We start from the raw sequence: 16,714 nt of genomic DNA on the forward strand, positions 1-16,714 counted from the left end.
AGAAAAAAATGCGCGTAGATCCAATATCTACGCGCATTTTTTATTACAATGTCCCCTTTACTAGTTCTAATCCACTTTGAGTGATTTTAAATACAACTTCTGCTGAAGCTACTTGTTCTGCTAACTCATTCTTTTTATACCATTTCAGACGACTTGGTTCTGCATGATACACTTTTACAACATCCCCATACTCAAATGGAGTACCATTTACTTGTTCTGCAAAATTCTTTGAGGTTTCTTGACCGTCTGCTGATATATGCTTTTTCTCATTTCCATTTTGATCACAAATCGTAAAACCTAAATACTGTTCGTTCACAAAACGATAATGAATCACATCATTCGTAAATGTTGCATGTAATTTCTTTTCGTCATGATTTAACGTAACAATAGAACGTGTAACATTGGACACACCTTGATACACCAGGCTATCTCCATACGTCACTTCAATCGGTACTTCTGTTATTGTCTTATTCCCAAAACGATCTTTCGTCTCTACTTTTACTTTTTGCTCACCGAGTTTCATTGTGTCTGGTTTCTCTACAAATCCAATTACTTCTCCGTCTTTTACTTCAACAAAGTTTTTCACTTCTAACTTTTCAGCATCTGTTCCGATTACTACTTTTTGCTGTACTGCCTTTACTTCTTGTAGAGCTTCTATTCTTTCAAAACCTTTTTCTGTTACTTTAAAGAATAATTCTTTTTCTACTTTCGCCTTACCTTGACCAGTAAAGTTATTATTTTGATACCAATTAAATCGATCCGATTCTGCATGATACACTTTTACAACGTCACCGTATTCAAATTCTAAGCCGTTAATCGCTTTTGCAAACTCTTTCGTGTTTTCAACACCTTTTACAGTCGCTTTCTTCTTCTCTATTCCTTTTTGATCTAATAATGTAAATTCAAAGTACGTTTCTTCTTTAAAATAATGGTGCACCGGATTCGAATCAGCTGTCGTACTGAATTTTTTCTGATCATGTTGCAATGTTACAATCGATTTAATATCAGTACTATAATTTAGCCCTTTAAATACCAAGCTATCCCCATACGTTACTTCTAGTGATACTTCCGTTACTTTCTTATTCCCGAAACGATCTTTCGTTTCTACCTTTACTTTTTGTTCTCCGATTTTCGTTGTATTTGGTTTCTCTACAAAACCAATCACTTCTCCATCTTTCACTTGAACAAAATCTTTTGCATTTAATTTTGCATCATCTGTTCCGATTACTATTTTTTGTGGTACTGCCTTTATTTCTTGCTGAGCTTCCATTCTTTCGAAACCTTGCTCCGTAACTTTAAAGAACACTTCATGAACGCCATACTGTGCATCCACAAATTCATTCTTTTTATACACTTTAAATCTATCAAACTCTCTTTGATACACTTTTACTATATCGCCATATTCGAACGACATTCCCTTAAATTGCTCTGCGAATGCTTTCGTATTTTCAGACGCTTTTACAGATACTGCTTTCTTCTCTTTCCCATCTTTATCATATACAGTCATTCCCATATATTTCTCATCCGCAAATGAAGTATGCATTTTACCTTCTGAATCTGTTGTACCGAATTTCTTCTCTTCATGGTTCAAAGTTACAACCGATTTAATGTTTGTTCCGCCATAACTTGTACCAAAGAACATAATGCTATCTCCGTAAATTACTTCTAACGGCACTTCTGTCACTTTCTTATTTCCAAAACGATCTTTCGTCTCTACCTTTACTTTTTTCTCACCGATTTTTGATGTATTTGGTTTCTCTACAAATCCAACTACTTCTCCATCTTTTACTTCAACAAAGTTTTTCGCTTCTAACTTTTCTACATCCGTTCCGACTACTACTTTTTGTGGATTTTCTTTTACTGTTTGCTCACCGTCTAACCTTTCAAATCCATTTTCAGTAATTTTGAAGACTAATTCCTTTATCTCTTTACTATTTCCTTCTCCCACATATAAATCTTTTTGGTACCAATGTAAACGAGAAGATTCTGCATGGTATACTTTCACAACATCTCCATACTCAAATGCAAGTCCATTTACTTCCTTGGCAAAAGCTTTCGTATTCTCCAAACCTTTTACCGCTATATTTTCCTTCTCTTTTCCCTCTTTATCGTACAGTGTGAATTCAAAATACTTCTCATCTTTAAAGTAATCATGAATCAGATTCTTTGTATCTGTTGCACTCAGTTTTTTCGTATCATGATGTAACGTTATAATTGACTTCATATCGTCAGTACCATAGCTTAATCCATATACAAGTAAGCTATCTCCATATGTTACTGTTAGAGGAACTTCCGTCACTTGCTTATTTCCAAAACGATCTTTCGTCTCTACTTTTACTTTTTGTTCACCAATTTTTGATGTATTTGGTTTTTCTGCAAAACCACTCACTTCTCCATCTTTTACTTGTACGAAGTTTTTCGCTTCTAACTTTTCAGCATCTGTTCCAATTACTACTTTTTGCGGTACTGCTGTTACTTCTTGTAAACCATCTTTAAATTCGAACCCTTGCGGAGTGATTTGGAATAATTTTTCTTTTTTATTTTTAGCATTTCCTTGATCTACAAGTGCGTTATTTTGATACCACTTCAAACGGTCTGGTTCTGCATGGAATACTTTTACTACATCACCATATTCAAAATCCAATCCATTTAGTTCAAGCGCAAATCGTTTTCCATTTTCTTGCCCTTCTGCCGATACACTTTTCTTTTCAATCCCATTTCGATCATATACCGTTAAGCCCATATATTCTTCTTTTTCAAAACGGTAATGTATTTTATTATTAGTAAAGTTTACATTTAATTTTTTTTCATTGTGACGAAGCATCACTGTCGACATTACTTCATTTGAAAGTCCTTGAAAAATTATACTGTCACCATAAACTCCATTAACTTGGACAGGAATTGAATTTTTATTTCCTTTCTCATCTTCAATTTCTACTAACACTTCCTGTTTTCCATTCTCTAATTTAGGCCATATGATCTTACCTGTTACTTTTACATTCTCACCTAAATTTTGAACGAGTTTACTCGCCTCGTTTTCATCAGAATCCATACCAACTAAAAGGTTTTGTACCTCATTAGCAGGTTCACCATACGGAACCTTATACGGTTCAACTTGCTTCTCACGAATATCATTACTATCAGTAGCTTTCCATATTTCTTTTTCTAATTTAGGTAAATTTAATTTTTCTATCTTCTCTCTAGTATCATCATTTGGCGTTAATCCCCATTCCTCAAAGAAAGGAATTAAATTTTGCCCAGCCACTTTTGATGTCATATAAATAAATAGTTGCTTTTTCTCTTCATCAGAATTAGGCATTTCACTCTGAGGCAACAAACGATAAGCTTGATGTAACCTAGGATAAAAATGTTCTCCATACACTACATTTAATTGCCAAAACATTGTAAGAGGATTGATTTCATCAATGACCCTTTCTGCTTTAGGTCTCTCTAAATACTCAAATGATTCTTTATAGTGCTCATCCATTTCTAATTGATTCCCTAATGCCTTTTGAACAGCTAATGAGTAAATATTTACTGTGACTTCCCTTACTTTAGACCACTTCCAAGGTTCTTGCTGATGTAAATGTCCAACTTCATGCCATGGTCCCCAGCCATCCTTTTCAAGTACTTCTAAATCTAAAACTCTATTCATTGCCGTCGGGATATATCCTGTATGATAATTTGTCGCAAACATAAAGTTCCCTTCAGCAGGCTTCCGTTTTTCAACAAACTGAACATAATGAGTTGGAGATTTTGCAACCCCAACACCGTCCTCAGATAATCCTGCCACCGCGTTTTCCAAACGAATAATCTTATCGTGTAATTTCATTAGCTCTGTTGGATCCGTATTCTTCATATATTTCTGCACAGAATCGTAAGTAGTAGTAATTAAGCTTCGCTCACCTTTTAATTCAACTGCATAAGGATCCTTATATTTTTTTAACATTTCATCCCAATCTTTTTTCGTATGTTTACCTAAAATAAACAAAGGGAAATGGCTACCACCATTCGTAACTGAAGCTGTTACCTCTCCTTCGTTATTCATATTATAAAAATATAAAATACCGCCTCTTGGAGATGAAATAACGTTTTTCCCTGGTTTTAAATCAAACTCTTCTGGATCCTTTTCATCATAAGATCTCGTTCCTATGAAAGCTTGAATAGACTGCGTTCCTTTTATGTCAATTGTAATCTCTTCATTTGGCGCTGCATAAATTCCAGTTGGCTCATTAGCAGAAAGTTTCCAAGTAACTCTTAAACGTTTATTTTCTTCATCTACGCTACCTTTACCCGGCAACTGAAACGTCCTCTGCTCAAATTTATTCTCTTCTAAATTCCCACCCTTATTCTCTTCCAAAGGTGCCGCATATCCTTTTGATGCTTCGAAAGCTACTGGTGATAATAATGTAGATATGCATATACCAGCTACTAATACCCTACTCTTCTTTTTCTTCGACATAATCTGTGTCCCCTATTCTTTTTGTAATGCAAACCATCATAGATATATTTATTTACTGTAAAATCAAATTATCTTTATACAATCATTTAATATATACAACTCAACCTCGCGCCCCTACACCTCTTACCATCGTTCACTTTAAATGTATCCTCTTTCTTATGTGACAAATTTTTTAAAGCGAAAGTTCCTCCTCACCTTTCTCTATATTTCGTGATGAGTTCTCTTTTTCATGTCAAAATAATGATGAGAGATGGTTTTATCAAGTATTGTTGTCTATACATGAAAAATGTGTATAAAAATATTGTTTTTTACAATTCATTCATAGGCATCCATCTATGGACAGTTTTTCCAAAATGAATTGTACATGATTTCTTTCTGGTTAGATAGCCTGTTCAATTAGATTAATATTACAATTTTATGAATAAAATCCAAAAATCGTAATGTTTATATTTTAAACGTTTAATGCTATTTCAAAATAAAAACCTGTCTGAAAGATACTATTCTTTCGGACAGGTTTTTATTAATCAAGCATGCGTTTCATTATAAATCCTTTTCCGTGTAACCACTCATCCTCAATTTCACCGGTTAAATGGAACCCAATTGATTCATATAATTTTTGCGCGAGTTTGTTTTCTGGATGTATGCTTAAATACATAACTTTGCAATTATATTCTGTTGTAAAATGCTCCATTAAAAAACGCAATAATGGTTTTGCATACCCTTTTCCTTGGCATGCACTATCGATGACAAATTGATTTAAATATACAGCCTTTTCTTCTTCCTCAAACCAGCCATACATTGCATACCCAATAGGTATATCACCATCATACAGACCTACGGAAACCGCATCTTCTTTATATTTTGTTTCAGCATCAACTAAACAATTTTCAACTGTACTTTCAATAAATTTATGCTGCTGTTCTGTTACTTTTAAGTTAGCAATTTCATGCCGATTTTCTTTCGTTATTTCACGAATACGAAGTTTCATTTTTTATCTCTCTTTCTAATTTCTTGTTTCCATTATACCGTACGGATCAAAACATTAATGCTGGCGATATAAGAAATCCAAAGCATGCAAAAAAGCACTGGCAAACGCCAATGCTTTTTCCACTATCTTTTAATTTGATTCGGTTTATGTGGTTCATTTGGTGTATAGGGTTTATTTGGTTTATTATCATGACCATTTGCTTTTTTCCAACTTACCGCCAACTCTGGACTTGTTTTCTCTTCACTACGCTCTAATAATACAACTGCATTTTGAATTGTCGGTGTTCCTTTATGCGCGATTCCTTGTAGTTTCGTTAAATTCCCTGATACTTTAAAGCTAAATCCACCCGCTGGTGTTTGTTTCGGAATTAAAATGCGGAACTTTTCTCCTACATTAAATTCTGTTTTTCCCTCGCCTTTTTCATTTACGAACTTCGCGCCTTCTGGTGCACCTGTTGCTTGCACTTTATACGTTCCACTTTTTGCATTTGTTTGCACTGTGTATAAACCTGTTTCAAAAAACTCATTTTTTAATACTGCCTCTTGTTCTTCCGATGGTACTACACTCATCGTAATTTCTTGTAGTTCCTCACTAGCGCTTGCTTTTGCAACTATATCTTTCGTTACTTTTTCTACATTTTTATTACGGAAATCTAAATCGTTAATATCAATTTGTTTTAACGCATTCCACACCGCGAGCTGCGTTGCGTAATGTGCCTCTCTCCAATCGGAAACACCTAATTCTTGTGGGCTCTTCTGTGGATACCCGTTTAATAGTACACGATATACGTTAATATCTACTTTACCCATTTCAGGTAAATCTTGGCCGCTCGGAGATTTCAAATCTACATTTAAGCAAAAAGCAATTTTTCCATCCGCTGTTTTAATAAGCTCTGTTCGAATTGGTTTTTTCTTTGACTTACTATAACTCCAATCCATTTGATACTTCGTGTGATCCATAACCTCTGCGGATGCCTTTTGAAGTGGGAATAATAAGTTCGCAAATACAAATAAAACACTCAAAAAAGCGGCCATTAGCTTGAACGATCGTTTTATATTCATGTCTACAACCCCTTATAAAATAACAAATTTACTACTATGTATTATTTAGTTAGAAAAGTTTTTTATGCATAGACAAAACAAAAAAGAGTGCAAACTTTTTTGCACCCTTTGAACTTACCTCTATTAGAAATCAAAGTTATCAGGATCTGGACCAACGCGGTGGTTCTGATTTAAAGCATCAATCTTTTCCATATCTTCTTTTGTTAATTCGAAGTCGAATATATTAGCATTCGCAATAATACGCTGTTCTTTCGTTGATTTCGGAATCGTTACAACTTCATTTTGAAGATCCCAACGTAAAATGATTTGCGCTGTTGTTTTACCGTACTTATCAGCAACTTCTTGTAAAGTTTCATTATCTAATAATTGCCCTTGCATAAGTGGTGACCATGCTTCCATTTGGATTCCTTGTTCTTTACAGAAAGCTTGTAGTTCTTTCTGCGTTAAACGCGGGTGATACTCTACTTGGTTAATCATCGGCTTAATTTCCGCACCTTCTAGTACGTCTTTCAGATGATGGATTTGGAAGTTACTTACGCCAATTGCACGCACGCGTTCTTCTTTATAAAGTGTTTCTAACGCTCTCCACGAATCTTTATATTTCCCTTCAACAGGCCAATGGACAAGATATAAATCTAAATAATCTAGTTCTAATTTTTTTAAGCTCTCTTCGTATGCAGCAAGTGTCGTTTCATATCCTTGATCTGCGTTCCACACTTTTGAAGTAATGAATAAATCTTCTCGAGAAATTCCTGCTTCTTTTATACCAGCGCGAATGCCTTCTCCAACTGCTTTTTCATTTCCATAAATCGCAGCTGTATCAATGCTACGGTATCCTTCTTTAATGGCTACTTTCACAGCCTCTACAAGTTCCGGTCCATCTTCTACTTTAAATACACCTAAACCGAACCAAGGCATTTCCACACCGTTATGCAATGTTGTTTTACTTTGTAAATTTTTCATTATATTTTTCTCTCCTTTATTTTGCTTGATCTCTTTTTTCTAAGTTCATACTCCAAGCTGTTAAAATAACAGCGCCTACTACCATAATGCCGCCTACCCAAGCTGTATGAATTAATCCTAACGAGTTCGTTACAATACCGCCCAAATAAGCCCCAAGAGCAATTCCTGCGTTAAATGCTGCAATATTCATTGCTGATGCGATATCAACGGCACTCAGCACGAAACGCTCAGCCAATATAACGACATACACTTGTAGTCCTGGAACATTCATAAACGCGAATAGCCCCATAAAAATAATTGTGATAAGCCCCGCTACTTGAAACGGCGCTGTAAATGTTAATACGAATAATACAATTGCTTGAACAAAGAACATGTAAAATAGTGCTCGAATTGGATTATGATTCGATAATTTTCCGCCAATGATATTCCCAATCGCAATTGCAATCCCGTACACTAATAAAATGATTGTAACGGTACTCGATTTAAATCCTGTTACTTCTTGTAATAGCGGAGATAAATACGTAAATGTTACGAATGTTCCTCCGTATCCTAATGCAGTAATGACAAAAACAAGTAAGAGTCTTCCGTTCGTGATAAGTTTGAATTGATCACGAAATGATACTCGTGTACCCTTTTTTAAGTTAGACGGAATTAACATGCTGTTTGCGACTAAGGCAATAATTCCAATGACCACAATCACCATAAAAGATGCTCTCCAGCCAAATTGTTGACCAATAAACGTTCCAATTGGTACACCTGTAATCGTCGCAACGGTTAAACCAGTAAACATAAATGCTATTGCACTAGCACGTTTATTCTCTGGTACAAGTGCAGCCGCAATTGTGGATCCTATCGACATAAAAACGCCGTGTGCAAACGCAGATACAACCCTCGCCATAAGCAACACAGTAAAACTTGTTGCCACTGCCGCAATTCCATTACCAATAATGAAAATAATCATAATCCACATTAATAACGTCTTTCGCGACATACTAGCTGTTAATGACGTTAATACTGGGGCACCAAACGCTACCCCTAATGCATATAAAGAAACGGTTAAACCCGCTGTTGTAACAGAAACATGTAAATCTTCCGAAATAGATGGTAATAAACCGACACTAATAAACTCGGTTGTACCAATTCCAAATGCACTAATTGCTAGCGCTAATAAAGCAAACATACTTCTTCGATTCGTCTGAACAGCCGAAGATGATACTGCATATGAATTCAATTGAACTCCTCCTTAATGCGAGAAATCCAATCATAATAGTATGATAAAAAGGCCTTTTTATCTTCTACAAAAATAATGTTACTGCTGATATATGCTATTATGAATGGCTTCACTCTTTTTTTGAAGAACGCACTTTAAAGTACGATAGGTACCAAAAAGTAACATAGGCACTTTTTAGTACCGTACTACTCATTTCCCTCTTACGTATGCTATTATGGAACATATTCAACATGATAAAAAGTACGTACTTTAAAGTGCTATAGGTACTTTTTAGTAACATTTAAATTATTTGGCTTCTTTTGTTGGAGAACTGAAATCTACATTCATCAAAGGAGATTTTTATATGAAGAAATATAATATTCCCGTTGAAGCGACTTTAGAGGTTATCGGCGGAAAATGGAAAGTCGTTATTCTTTGCCACTTAACGAAAGGTACAAAGAGAACGAGTGAATTAAAACGTCTCATGCCTGGTATTACACAAAAGATGTTAACACAGCAATTACGCGAATTAGAAGAAGACGGAGTTATTCAAAGAAAGGTATACAATCAAGTACCACCGAAAGTAGAATATTCTCTTACAGACTACGGTTGGTCTTTAGAATCCATTCTTGATTCTCTTTGTACTTGGGGCGAATGCCACCTTGAAAAAAGCGGTAACACATCAATGCTAATTACAGAAGGTGAACAATAAAAAAAGGAAAAAATGAACATAAATTTGTCCATTTCCTCCTTTTTTTCTTTATATATATGTACATTTTTAAGATAGATAAAATAATTTATGCGCTTTCATGCCTTGTCAGTACTAGGTTACAGAATCAATATCAAATAATTAGGAATCATTTTTATGTTAACATACGTGTATATAGTATATAATATAGGATATATATTATATACACTTTCCGATAAGGGAACTTTCCATTATGCGGACAAGCCATGTATCGGACAGTTCATAAATAATAGGTAGGACATTATGGTTTTGGATTTATGATTTCAGCTTACTTGCTGTCATAAATTTAAAGGCATTTTATTGTGCTTTGTGAAACTTTGTATAAAGTTTCATAAGCGTTTACTATCTTACCTATAAAAAATAAGAGTATTGCTATCGTAAAGGAGAATTGGAGATGCCAGAAACTATGACTCAAACAAAGCCAGAACAAGAAACTGTACAAATTTCTGCTAGCCAAGAACAACTTGATGTACTTGATCAGTTGTTAAAACCTGAGGTACAAGAATCATTAACAACACTAGTAGAACAGCTTCCAAAATTAACTGAGCTTGTTAACATTTTAACTAAGTCTTATGACTTCGCTCAAACTGTTGCTACTGATGAAGTATTAAAAAGCGACACTGTTAGTGCAATCACAGAGCTTGTAGAACCTGTAAAAGATACAGTGAAAAGCATGGCTGCAACTGCTATCGAAGCGAAAGATCGTGCTGATGAAAGCAACGAAGTTATCGGCCTGTTCGGTCTATTAAAATTACTAAAAGACCCACAAGCACAAAAAATGTTCCGCTTTGTGAACGCATACCTTCAAATTAGTGCAGAACGTAACAATAAATAATTTAACTTATAACAACAATTAGTAAAGACGGGGGATATCATACTATGTCAAAACAAATTGTCATCTTAGGCGCTGGTTATGGCGGTCTTCTTGCCGCTTTAAACGTACGTAAATATTACAGCAAATCAGAAGCACAAGTTACAGTGATTAACCAATACCCAACGCACCAAATCATCACTGAACTACACCGCCTTGCAGCTGGTAACGTTGCTGAGCAAGCAATTGCAATGCCACTTACAAAGCTTTTCAAAGGTAAAGACATCGATCTTAAAATTGCAACAGTTGAGTCATTCTCAGTTGATAGCAAAGAAATCAAACTAGCTGGTGGCACTACTTTATCTTACGATGCACTTGTAGTTGCTTTAGGAAGTAAAACTGCTTACTTCGGTATTCCAGGACTAGAAGAAAACAGCATGGTATTAAAATCTGCTGCTGATGCAAACAAAATCTACAAACACGTTGAAGACCGTATTCGTGAATACGCTAAAACGAAAAACGAAGCTGATGCTACAATCGTAATCGGTGGTGGCGGATTAACTGGCGTTGAGCTAGTTGGTGAGCTTGCTGACATTATGCCTAAACTTGCAAAAAGCCACGGCGTAAATCCAAAAGAAGTTAAACTTCTTCTTGTTGAAGCAGGTCCAAAAATCCTTCCAGTATTACCAGACCACTTAATCGAACGTGCAACTGCTAGCTTAGAAGCACGCGGTGTTACATTCTTAACAGGTCTTCCTGTAACAAACGTTGCTGGTAATGAAATCGACTTAAAAGACGGTCAAAAAATCGTTGCTAACACATTCGTTTGGACAGGCGGCGTACAAGGTAACCCATTAATTGGTGAATCAGGTCTTGAAGTAAACCGCGGTCGTGCAACTGTTGATGCACATCTACAATCTACTTCTCACAAAGACGTATTCGTCGCTGGAGACAGCGCTGTTGTCTTCTCTCCAGACGGTCGTCCATACCCACCAACTGCACAAATCGCTTGGCAAATGGGTGAGTTAATTGGATACAACTTATACGCAGCACTAGAAGGCAAAGCATTCGAAGAGTTCGCACCTATCAACTCTGGAACACTTGCTAGTCTAGGACGTAAAGATGCTGTTGCTACAATCGGAGCAAGCAATACTCCGCTTAAAGGTTTACCAGCATCATTAATGAAAGAAGCAAGTAACGTTCGTTACTTATCACACATTAAAGGTCTATTCAGCTTAGCATACTAATCTGAATATAAGCCCGAATCATGCCCTGCATGGTTCGGGCTATTTTTATCCCGCTATTTGCGGGCTGATAATCAGTGGGGATGAACAAAATCCCCCACTGATTAAAGTTTCACTTTATCCGTAATTTTCTCTAACTTATTTATTCGGCAAAAGAATAATATAACCTCTTTAATTATCGAAATATACTGACTTTTTTTTGTGTCGAAATTGTGTATATGAAAAGAGCGGAAGTAAATATCTTCCCTACTTCCGCTCTTTCACAAGAACTATTCTCCTAATTCCACTAAGCTGTAGTTCTTCTTCCCTTTACGAATAATGATGAATCGTCCATCAAATGAATTTTCTACAGTAACATCTCTACTGACATCCATTACTTTTTCACCATTCATAGATATAGCCCCATTATTAATATCTTCACGCGCTTGACGTCTAGAAGGTTCAATTCCTAAATCAACTAGCCACTCTACGATATTTTTCGTCTCTTTTGAAGATTGGAATGTCGGCATCTCTTTAAAGCCTTGTTCAATTTCATCAGCTGTTAACGACTTAATATCTCCGCTAAATAACGCTGCTGTAATTTTCACTGCCTGTAAAAACGCTTCTTCTCCATGAACGAATTTCGTCATTTCTTCCGCTAATACTTTTTGTGCTTCACGTTTATGAGGCTCTGTTTCTACCTTCGCTGCTAATTCATCAATTCGCTCTTTCGTTAAGAACGTAAAGTATTTCAAGTATTTAATTACATCACGGTCATCTGTATTCACCCAGAACTGGTAAAATTCAAACGGTGTTGTCTTTTCCGGATCAAGCCAAATAGCACCACCTGCTGATTTACCAAACTTCGTACCATCTGATTTTAATAATAATGGAATCGTTAATCCGAATACTTTCGCTTCATGACCTTCTAACTTACGAATTAAATCTAAACCACTCGTAATATTTCCCCATTGATCACTACCACCAATTTGTAATTGAACATCTTCTTTTGTGTATAAATGATGAAAATCCATCGCTTGCAAGATTTGGTACGTGAATTCTGTGAAAGAAATCCCTGTATCTAAACGACTTGCGACAATATCTTTCGCTAACATGCTATTTATGCTAAAGTTTTTTCCGTAATCACGTAAAAACTCGATAATGTTTATTTTATGTGTCCAGTCATAGTTATTTACCATCTTCACTTCGCTATTCCCGCCAAAGTCAAATAGCTTTTTCATTTGCGCTGTTAACGCATCTACATTATGCTGCACCACTTCTAAAGTTTGCAGTTGACGCTCTGATTGACGTCCACTTGGATCACCAATTGTTCCTGTTGCCCCGCCAATTAAAATAACCGGATGATGGCCAGCTAATTGAAATCTTTTCATCATCATGAACGGAATCAAATGTCCGATATGCATACTATCACCAGTCGGATCAACTCCGCAGTATAGTGAAATCTTTTTCTCTTCTACTAACTTACGTAAACCTTCTTCATCAGTCTGCTGATTCACAGCACCGCGCCATTCTAATTCATCAATAATATTCATCTTTTGTCATCCCCTTTATTTTTTTAAAAACAAAAAAGCCCCTATGTCTACGACATAGGGACGATTATTCACCGTGTTACCACCCAGTTTGCATAAATAGCATAGCTATTCATACCACTCTTAGCAATAATATCGATTGCTAGTCCGCTTAGCGTTACCTAAGATACTCCAGAGTGTAATTCACAAGTTTGTTTGTGCTAGGTTCCAGCAACCCCTAGCTCTCTTTAATAACAGTGACAAACTGCTACTGGGCTCTTTCAACGTATATTTTATTTGTTAAATTATTAGCCATTATATTGAATCCAAATCAAATTGTCAACAATACCCAAACGTTATTTCGAAATAATTCATACTTTTATACGTTTTTTATTCAAAGATTACTGTAGATTTTCTCCAATAATCCTTACTTCTCTCTCTAATTTCACACCGAATTTTTCTTCAACAGTTGTTTGTACGAAATGAATTAAATCGATATAATCTTGTGCAGTTCCGTTATCAACATTCACCATAAATCCAGCGTGTTTTAAAGAAACTTCAACTCCGCCAATTCGCTTACCTTGCAGTCCTGATTCTTGAATAAGCTTACCCGCAAAATTATTTGGTGGACGCTTAAATACACTGCCACATGAAGGATACTCTAAAGGTTGTTTTGATTCACGCTTATACGTTAAATCATCCATCTTTTCCTTAATCTCTTCACGTACACCTTCTTCAAGTTCAAACCTCGCTTCAAGAATAATGTAATGATTGTTCGCAAATACACTCTTACGATATCCAAATTCAAATGCATCTTTCGTTAAAGTACGTAGCTCTCCATCACCTGTCATTACGACAGCTTCTGTTAGCACATATGCAACCTCACCGCCATATGCACCAGCATTCATATATAACGCTCCGCCAACTGAACCTGGTATACCACAAGCAAACTCAAGTCCTGTTAAACAGTGATCTAATGCAATTCGTGACACATCAATAATTGCTGCACCACACCCCGCAACAATCGCTGTCCCTGTTACAGTAACATTTGTAATATGAATTAAACTTACTGTAATCCCGCGCAGACCACCGTCTTTAATAATAACATTAGAGCCGTTTCCTAAAAACGTAACTGGAATATTGTATTGATTGGCATACTTTATAACTTCTTGAATTTCATCATAATTCGTAGGAGAAACGAACACATCCGCTTTCCCGCCCACTTTAATATGCGTATGATTCTTTAACATTTCATCTTGCTTCACATGACCTTCAGGCAATACTGTACTTAAATATTTATAAACCTCGTGCATATTCATTTTACGATTCCTCTATTTCTATAATCTTTTTATCCCGCTATATACGGGTCCATAATATCCCCACATAAAAATGCATTACAAAACAACAGCTAACGTGGTGAATACAGTGTACATAAAGCACACCTATAAACCTCTTAAATTATAAGAGGTTCCACTCATATTAAAATATATATCGCATAATAAAGCAACCCAAATGGGCTACTAAACTTGACATGTAACCATATAGACAACAATTTGTAAAATATATAGGCTTTTCAAAGTAATACCCTTCAATATCTTACTATACCATACGAAAGAAAAGTGGTATTTTTTTGTAATCTTTACTTTATTTTCATCAATAAAAAAGAGCACATCCCACAGAATGTGCTCTTTCTATACTTTTTAACTTATTTTTCGTTCTCTTCTTTTTCCTTATCAAACCATAATAGCTCATCGTCATCAACTTCACCATTATAATTGATTAGAATCTCTTCTCCCGCTTTTATATCTTTGTAAGCAAAGAAGTTAAACGTATGATTCTCGAAGACAATATCATACGTTGCATTCGGATTATATGCATGATTAAATAACATGCCGTATCCTAACAGGAATGCCGTATGATTTACCCCATACTCAAATGCGTAGTCAGCAAGTAACGTTTTCTCAATGTGTTCATGCTGTTCATTCGGATAAGAGATAACTGGTGCTGAGTGTATCAACTCACCCTTTTTAATATCACGAGTTGCAAATACACCTCTATTAAATTCTCCATCACTAAGTTCAGAAGTCTTAACTTCAATCATATGCGTCACCTATATATTTCTTTCTTCGAAGTATTTTTCTCCTTAAGCTTGGCAGAAATTGCGGAGAAAAGCAATTAAATTCCTACCAAGTGGTCTTTTTCATCGATATTACTTTTCTAAAATATCTTCTAGCAACTTCACTTGCTCGCTAACAGTATGTAACGTCTTCACCGATGTATCATTTCGATGCTTTTCTTCTTCAACACTCGCTAACACTTCTTCCGTAGCTGCAGAAGTTTGTTGAATTACGTTAGAAGCATGTGTAACATCCTTTACGATATTCGTCGTTTTAGCTTGGAAACTTTCTTGATGACCAACAATCTCCCTCATTACATCATTAATCGCATCAATAAACTTCCCTAAATCCGTTACATTCGTCAAAACACTTGCTAACATTTCGTTACATTCTTCTTGTACTCTTTCTGACTTCTCTACCTGCACTTCTACTTTACTTGCTTGATTACTAAACTCCTTCAAAATCCCTTGAATTCTCCCCGCAGAACGATTCGATTCTTCAGCAAGCTTTAATACTTCATTCGCTACAATAGCAAAACCTTTTCCATGCTCGCCTGCCCTTGCAGCTTCAATATTTGCATTTAAAGCTAGCAAACTCGTCTGACTTGAAATATTCGTGATTACATCTACAATTTCATTAATTTGTTTCGATTGTGTCATCAATTCTCTAAATATCGTTCCTGATTGTGAAACAACATCATTTAAACTTCTCATGTTAGCTTCAAAATTTCTTAAAGTATTTACACTACCCTTTGAGATTTCCAAACTTTTATCAACACGCATCGACACATTTCTTACTTGAGAGATGATTTGGTCAATATTTCCCTCCATATCATTTAATACTTCTACTGAACGTGACATCATCTCTGATTGCGATTGAGTTCCCACTGCTACTTCTTCAAAAGCAAAGTTAATTTCACTCATTGACTCCATCGATGTATTCATATTTTGTCTTAAATGATTGAAATTACTATCTAACTTCACAACAGTTTCCTCAATAAGCCTTTGCGTTTCTTCTAACTCCTGAGCTTTCTTCATCACCGCTTGCTTCTCATCCCTTAAACGAGCCAAAAGATTAGAACCAATCTTTGTGACACCCCACATAGCAATCGTTACAATCGCTAACAAGCTTGCGAAATTTGCAGCTTCAGATGACGCTGTATACGCAAAAAATTGATTTGGCCAATAACTACAAAGTATAAATGTAACAACAACTGCTACCCCGCCAAGAATTAAAATAAGACGTTCACTCAAATAAATAAGTGAAACCGCTAATGTAAAATAGACCATTTGAAATACAGCTGGGCTTTCATTAAATGCTTGTACCATAATGAAAGACATAATAAGTAGCATACATGTCATGATGTATTTATACATTGCTTCCATACTTTCTATAAAAGTAAGCAGCGTTCCAAATACTACGATAGAAATACCACACATCCAAAATGCTATTGCTCTCTCTGTAAAAATATATCCGTAATACCCAATCGCGATTATCCCAAGGAAGAAACTACAAATCGTGATAAACAACAATAAATGATTTTTCTGTGATTCTTTCTCAAGGTTAGAAAAACAAGTTCTCTTTAACCACTCCATATATGAA

General features: G+C 35.6%; 12 protein-coding genes and 1 other annotated feature. Of the genes, 3 read left to right on the top strand and 9 right to left on the bottom strand.

Annotated elements, in window-relative coordinates:
• Positions 1-43: 43 nt before the first annotated feature.
• The 5 genes from JFT95_RS23000 to JFT95_RS23020 form a co-directional block, all read right to left on the bottom strand.
• The gene (locus JFT95_RS23000) at positions 44-4,462 is read right to left on the bottom strand and encodes a putative mucin/carbohydrate-binding domain-containing protein (protein WP_201053322.1); all 4,419 of its coding nucleotides are present in this window, start codon (positions 4,460-4,462) and stop codon (positions 44-46) included.
• A gap of 520 nt (positions 4,463-4,982) precedes the next feature.
• Positions 4,983-5,450, bottom strand: coding sequence for a GNAT family N-acetyltransferase (locus JFT95_RS23005; protein WP_201053324.1), 468 nt, complete (start codon positions 5,448-5,450; stop codon positions 4,983-4,985).
• 122 nt (positions 5,451-5,572) lie between these two features.
• The gene (locus JFT95_RS23010; RefSeq protein ID WP_088040402.1) at positions 5,573-6,511 is read right to left on the bottom strand and encodes a thioester domain-containing protein; all 939 of its coding nucleotides are present in this window, start codon (positions 6,509-6,511) and stop codon (positions 5,573-5,575) included.
• Between the two features lie 123 nt (positions 6,512-6,634).
• Positions 6,635-7,474 (bottom strand): aldo/keto reductase, encoded by an 840-nt coding sequence (locus JFT95_RS23015; RefSeq protein WP_002068247.1) that lies wholly within the window; start codon positions 7,472-7,474, stop codon positions 6,635-6,637.
• A 16-nt stretch (positions 7,475-7,490) separates the two neighbouring features.
• On the bottom strand, positions 7,491-8,654 hold the full coding sequence (locus JFT95_RS23020; RefSeq protein WP_201053689.1) for an MFS transporter: 1,164 nt from the start codon (positions 8,652-8,654) through the stop codon (positions 7,491-7,493).
• 394 nt (positions 8,655-9,048) lie between these two features.
• On the opposite strand from JFT95_RS23020, the gene JFT95_RS23025 reads away from it, so the two are divergent.
• The 3 genes from JFT95_RS23025 to JFT95_RS23035 all read left to right on the top strand — a co-directional run bounded on the left by JFT95_RS23025 (position 9,049) and on the right by JFT95_RS23035 (position 11,490).
• Positions 9,049-9,396, top strand: coding sequence for a winged helix-turn-helix transcriptional regulator (locus JFT95_RS23025; RefSeq protein ID WP_000760478.1), 348 nt, complete (start codon positions 9,049-9,051; stop codon positions 9,394-9,396).
• A 430-nt stretch (positions 9,397-9,826) separates the two neighbouring features.
• The gene (locus tag JFT95_RS23030) at positions 9,827-10,267 is read left to right on the top strand and encodes a DUF1641 domain-containing protein (protein ID WP_002089494.1); all 441 of its coding nucleotides are present in this window, start codon (positions 9,827-9,829) and stop codon (positions 10,265-10,267) included.
• Between the two features lie 44 nt (positions 10,268-10,311).
• The gene (locus tag JFT95_RS23035) at positions 10,312-11,490 is read left to right on the top strand and encodes an NAD(P)/FAD-dependent oxidoreductase (protein ID WP_002016002.1); all 1,179 of its coding nucleotides are present in this window, start codon (positions 10,312-10,314) and stop codon (positions 11,488-11,490) included.
• Positions 11,491-11,756: 266 nt separating this feature from the next.
• Here the strand turns inward: JFT95_RS23035 and tyrS are convergent, their stop codons facing one another.
• From tyrS to JFT95_RS23055, 4 genes are all read right to left on the bottom strand, one after another.
• Positions 11,757-13,019 carry a tyrosine--tRNA ligase gene (tyrS, locus tag JFT95_RS23040; RefSeq protein ID WP_201053326.1) on the bottom strand — a complete coding sequence of 421 codons (1,263 nt, stop codon included), beginning with the start codon at positions 13,017-13,019 and terminating at the stop codon, positions 11,757-11,759.
• Positions 13,020-13,072: 53 nt separating this feature from the next.
• Positions 13,073-13,289, bottom strand: a binding site (T-box leader).
• Positions 13,290-13,396: 107 nt separating this feature from the next.
• The gene (murB, locus tag JFT95_RS23045) at positions 13,397-14,314 is read right to left on the bottom strand and encodes a UDP-N-acetylmuramate dehydrogenase (RefSeq protein WP_061673699.1); all 918 of its coding nucleotides are present in this window, start codon (positions 14,312-14,314) and stop codon (positions 13,397-13,399) included.
• A gap of 386 nt (positions 14,315-14,700) precedes the next feature.
• The gene (locus tag JFT95_RS23050) at positions 14,701-15,096 is read right to left on the bottom strand and encodes an SET domain-containing protein (protein ID WP_000573650.1); all 396 of its coding nucleotides are present in this window, start codon (positions 15,094-15,096) and stop codon (positions 14,701-14,703) included.
• Positions 15,097-15,204: 108 nt separating this feature from the next.
• Positions 15,205-16,707, bottom strand: coding sequence for a DUF4077 domain-containing protein (locus tag JFT95_RS23055; protein WP_201053327.1), 1,503 nt, complete (start codon positions 16,705-16,707; stop codon positions 15,205-15,207).
• Positions 16,708-16,714 lie beyond the last annotated feature (7 nt).

This window comes from Bacillus sp. TH17 (assembly GCF_016651125.1).
GTDB classification, from domain to species: Bacteria; Bacillota; Bacilli; order Bacillales; family Bacillaceae_G; genus Bacillus_A; species Bacillus_A mycoides.

Coding starts and splice junctions, on each gene's coding strand:
- JFT95_RS23000 (WP_201053322.1), bottom strand. CDS start 4,462: ATGTCGAAGAAAAAGAAGAGTAGGGTATTAGTAGCTGGTATATGCATA.
- JFT95_RS23005 (WP_201053324.1), bottom strand. CDS start 5,450: ATGAAACTTCGTATTCGTGAAATAACGAAAGAAAATCGGCATGAAATT.
- JFT95_RS23010 (WP_088040402.1), bottom strand. CDS start 6,511: ATGAATATAAAACGATCGTTCAAGCTAATGGCCGCTTTTTTGAGTGTT.
- JFT95_RS23015 (WP_002068247.1), bottom strand. CDS start 7,474: ATGAAAAATTTACAAAGTAAAACAACATTGCATAACGGTGTGGAAATG.
- JFT95_RS23020 (WP_201053689.1), bottom strand. CDS start 8,654: ATGTTTGCTTTATTAGCGCTAGCAATTAGTGCATTTGGAATTGGTACA.
- JFT95_RS23025 (WP_000760478.1), top strand. CDS start 9,049: ATGAAGAAATATAATATTCCCGTTGAAGCGACTTTAGAGGTTATCGGC.
- JFT95_RS23030 (WP_002089494.1), top strand. CDS start 9,827: ATGCCAGAAACTATGACTCAAACAAAGCCAGAACAAGAAACTGTACAA.
- JFT95_RS23035 (WP_002016002.1), top strand. CDS start 10,312: ATGTCAAAACAAATTGTCATCTTAGGCGCTGGTTATGGCGGTCTTCTT.
- tyrS (WP_201053326.1), bottom strand. CDS start 13,019: ATGAATATTATTGATGAATTAGAATGGCGCGGTGCTGTGAATCAGCAG.
- murB (WP_061673699.1), bottom strand. CDS start 14,314: ATGAATATGCACGAGGTTTATAAATATTTAAGTACAGTATTGCCTGAA.
- JFT95_RS23050 (WP_000573650.1), bottom strand. CDS start 15,096: ATGATTGAAGTTAAGACTTCTGAACTTAGTGATGGAGAATTTAATAGA.
- JFT95_RS23055 (WP_201053327.1), bottom strand. CDS start 16,707: ATGGAGTGGTTAAAGAGAACTTGTTTTTCTAACCTTGAGAAAGAATCA.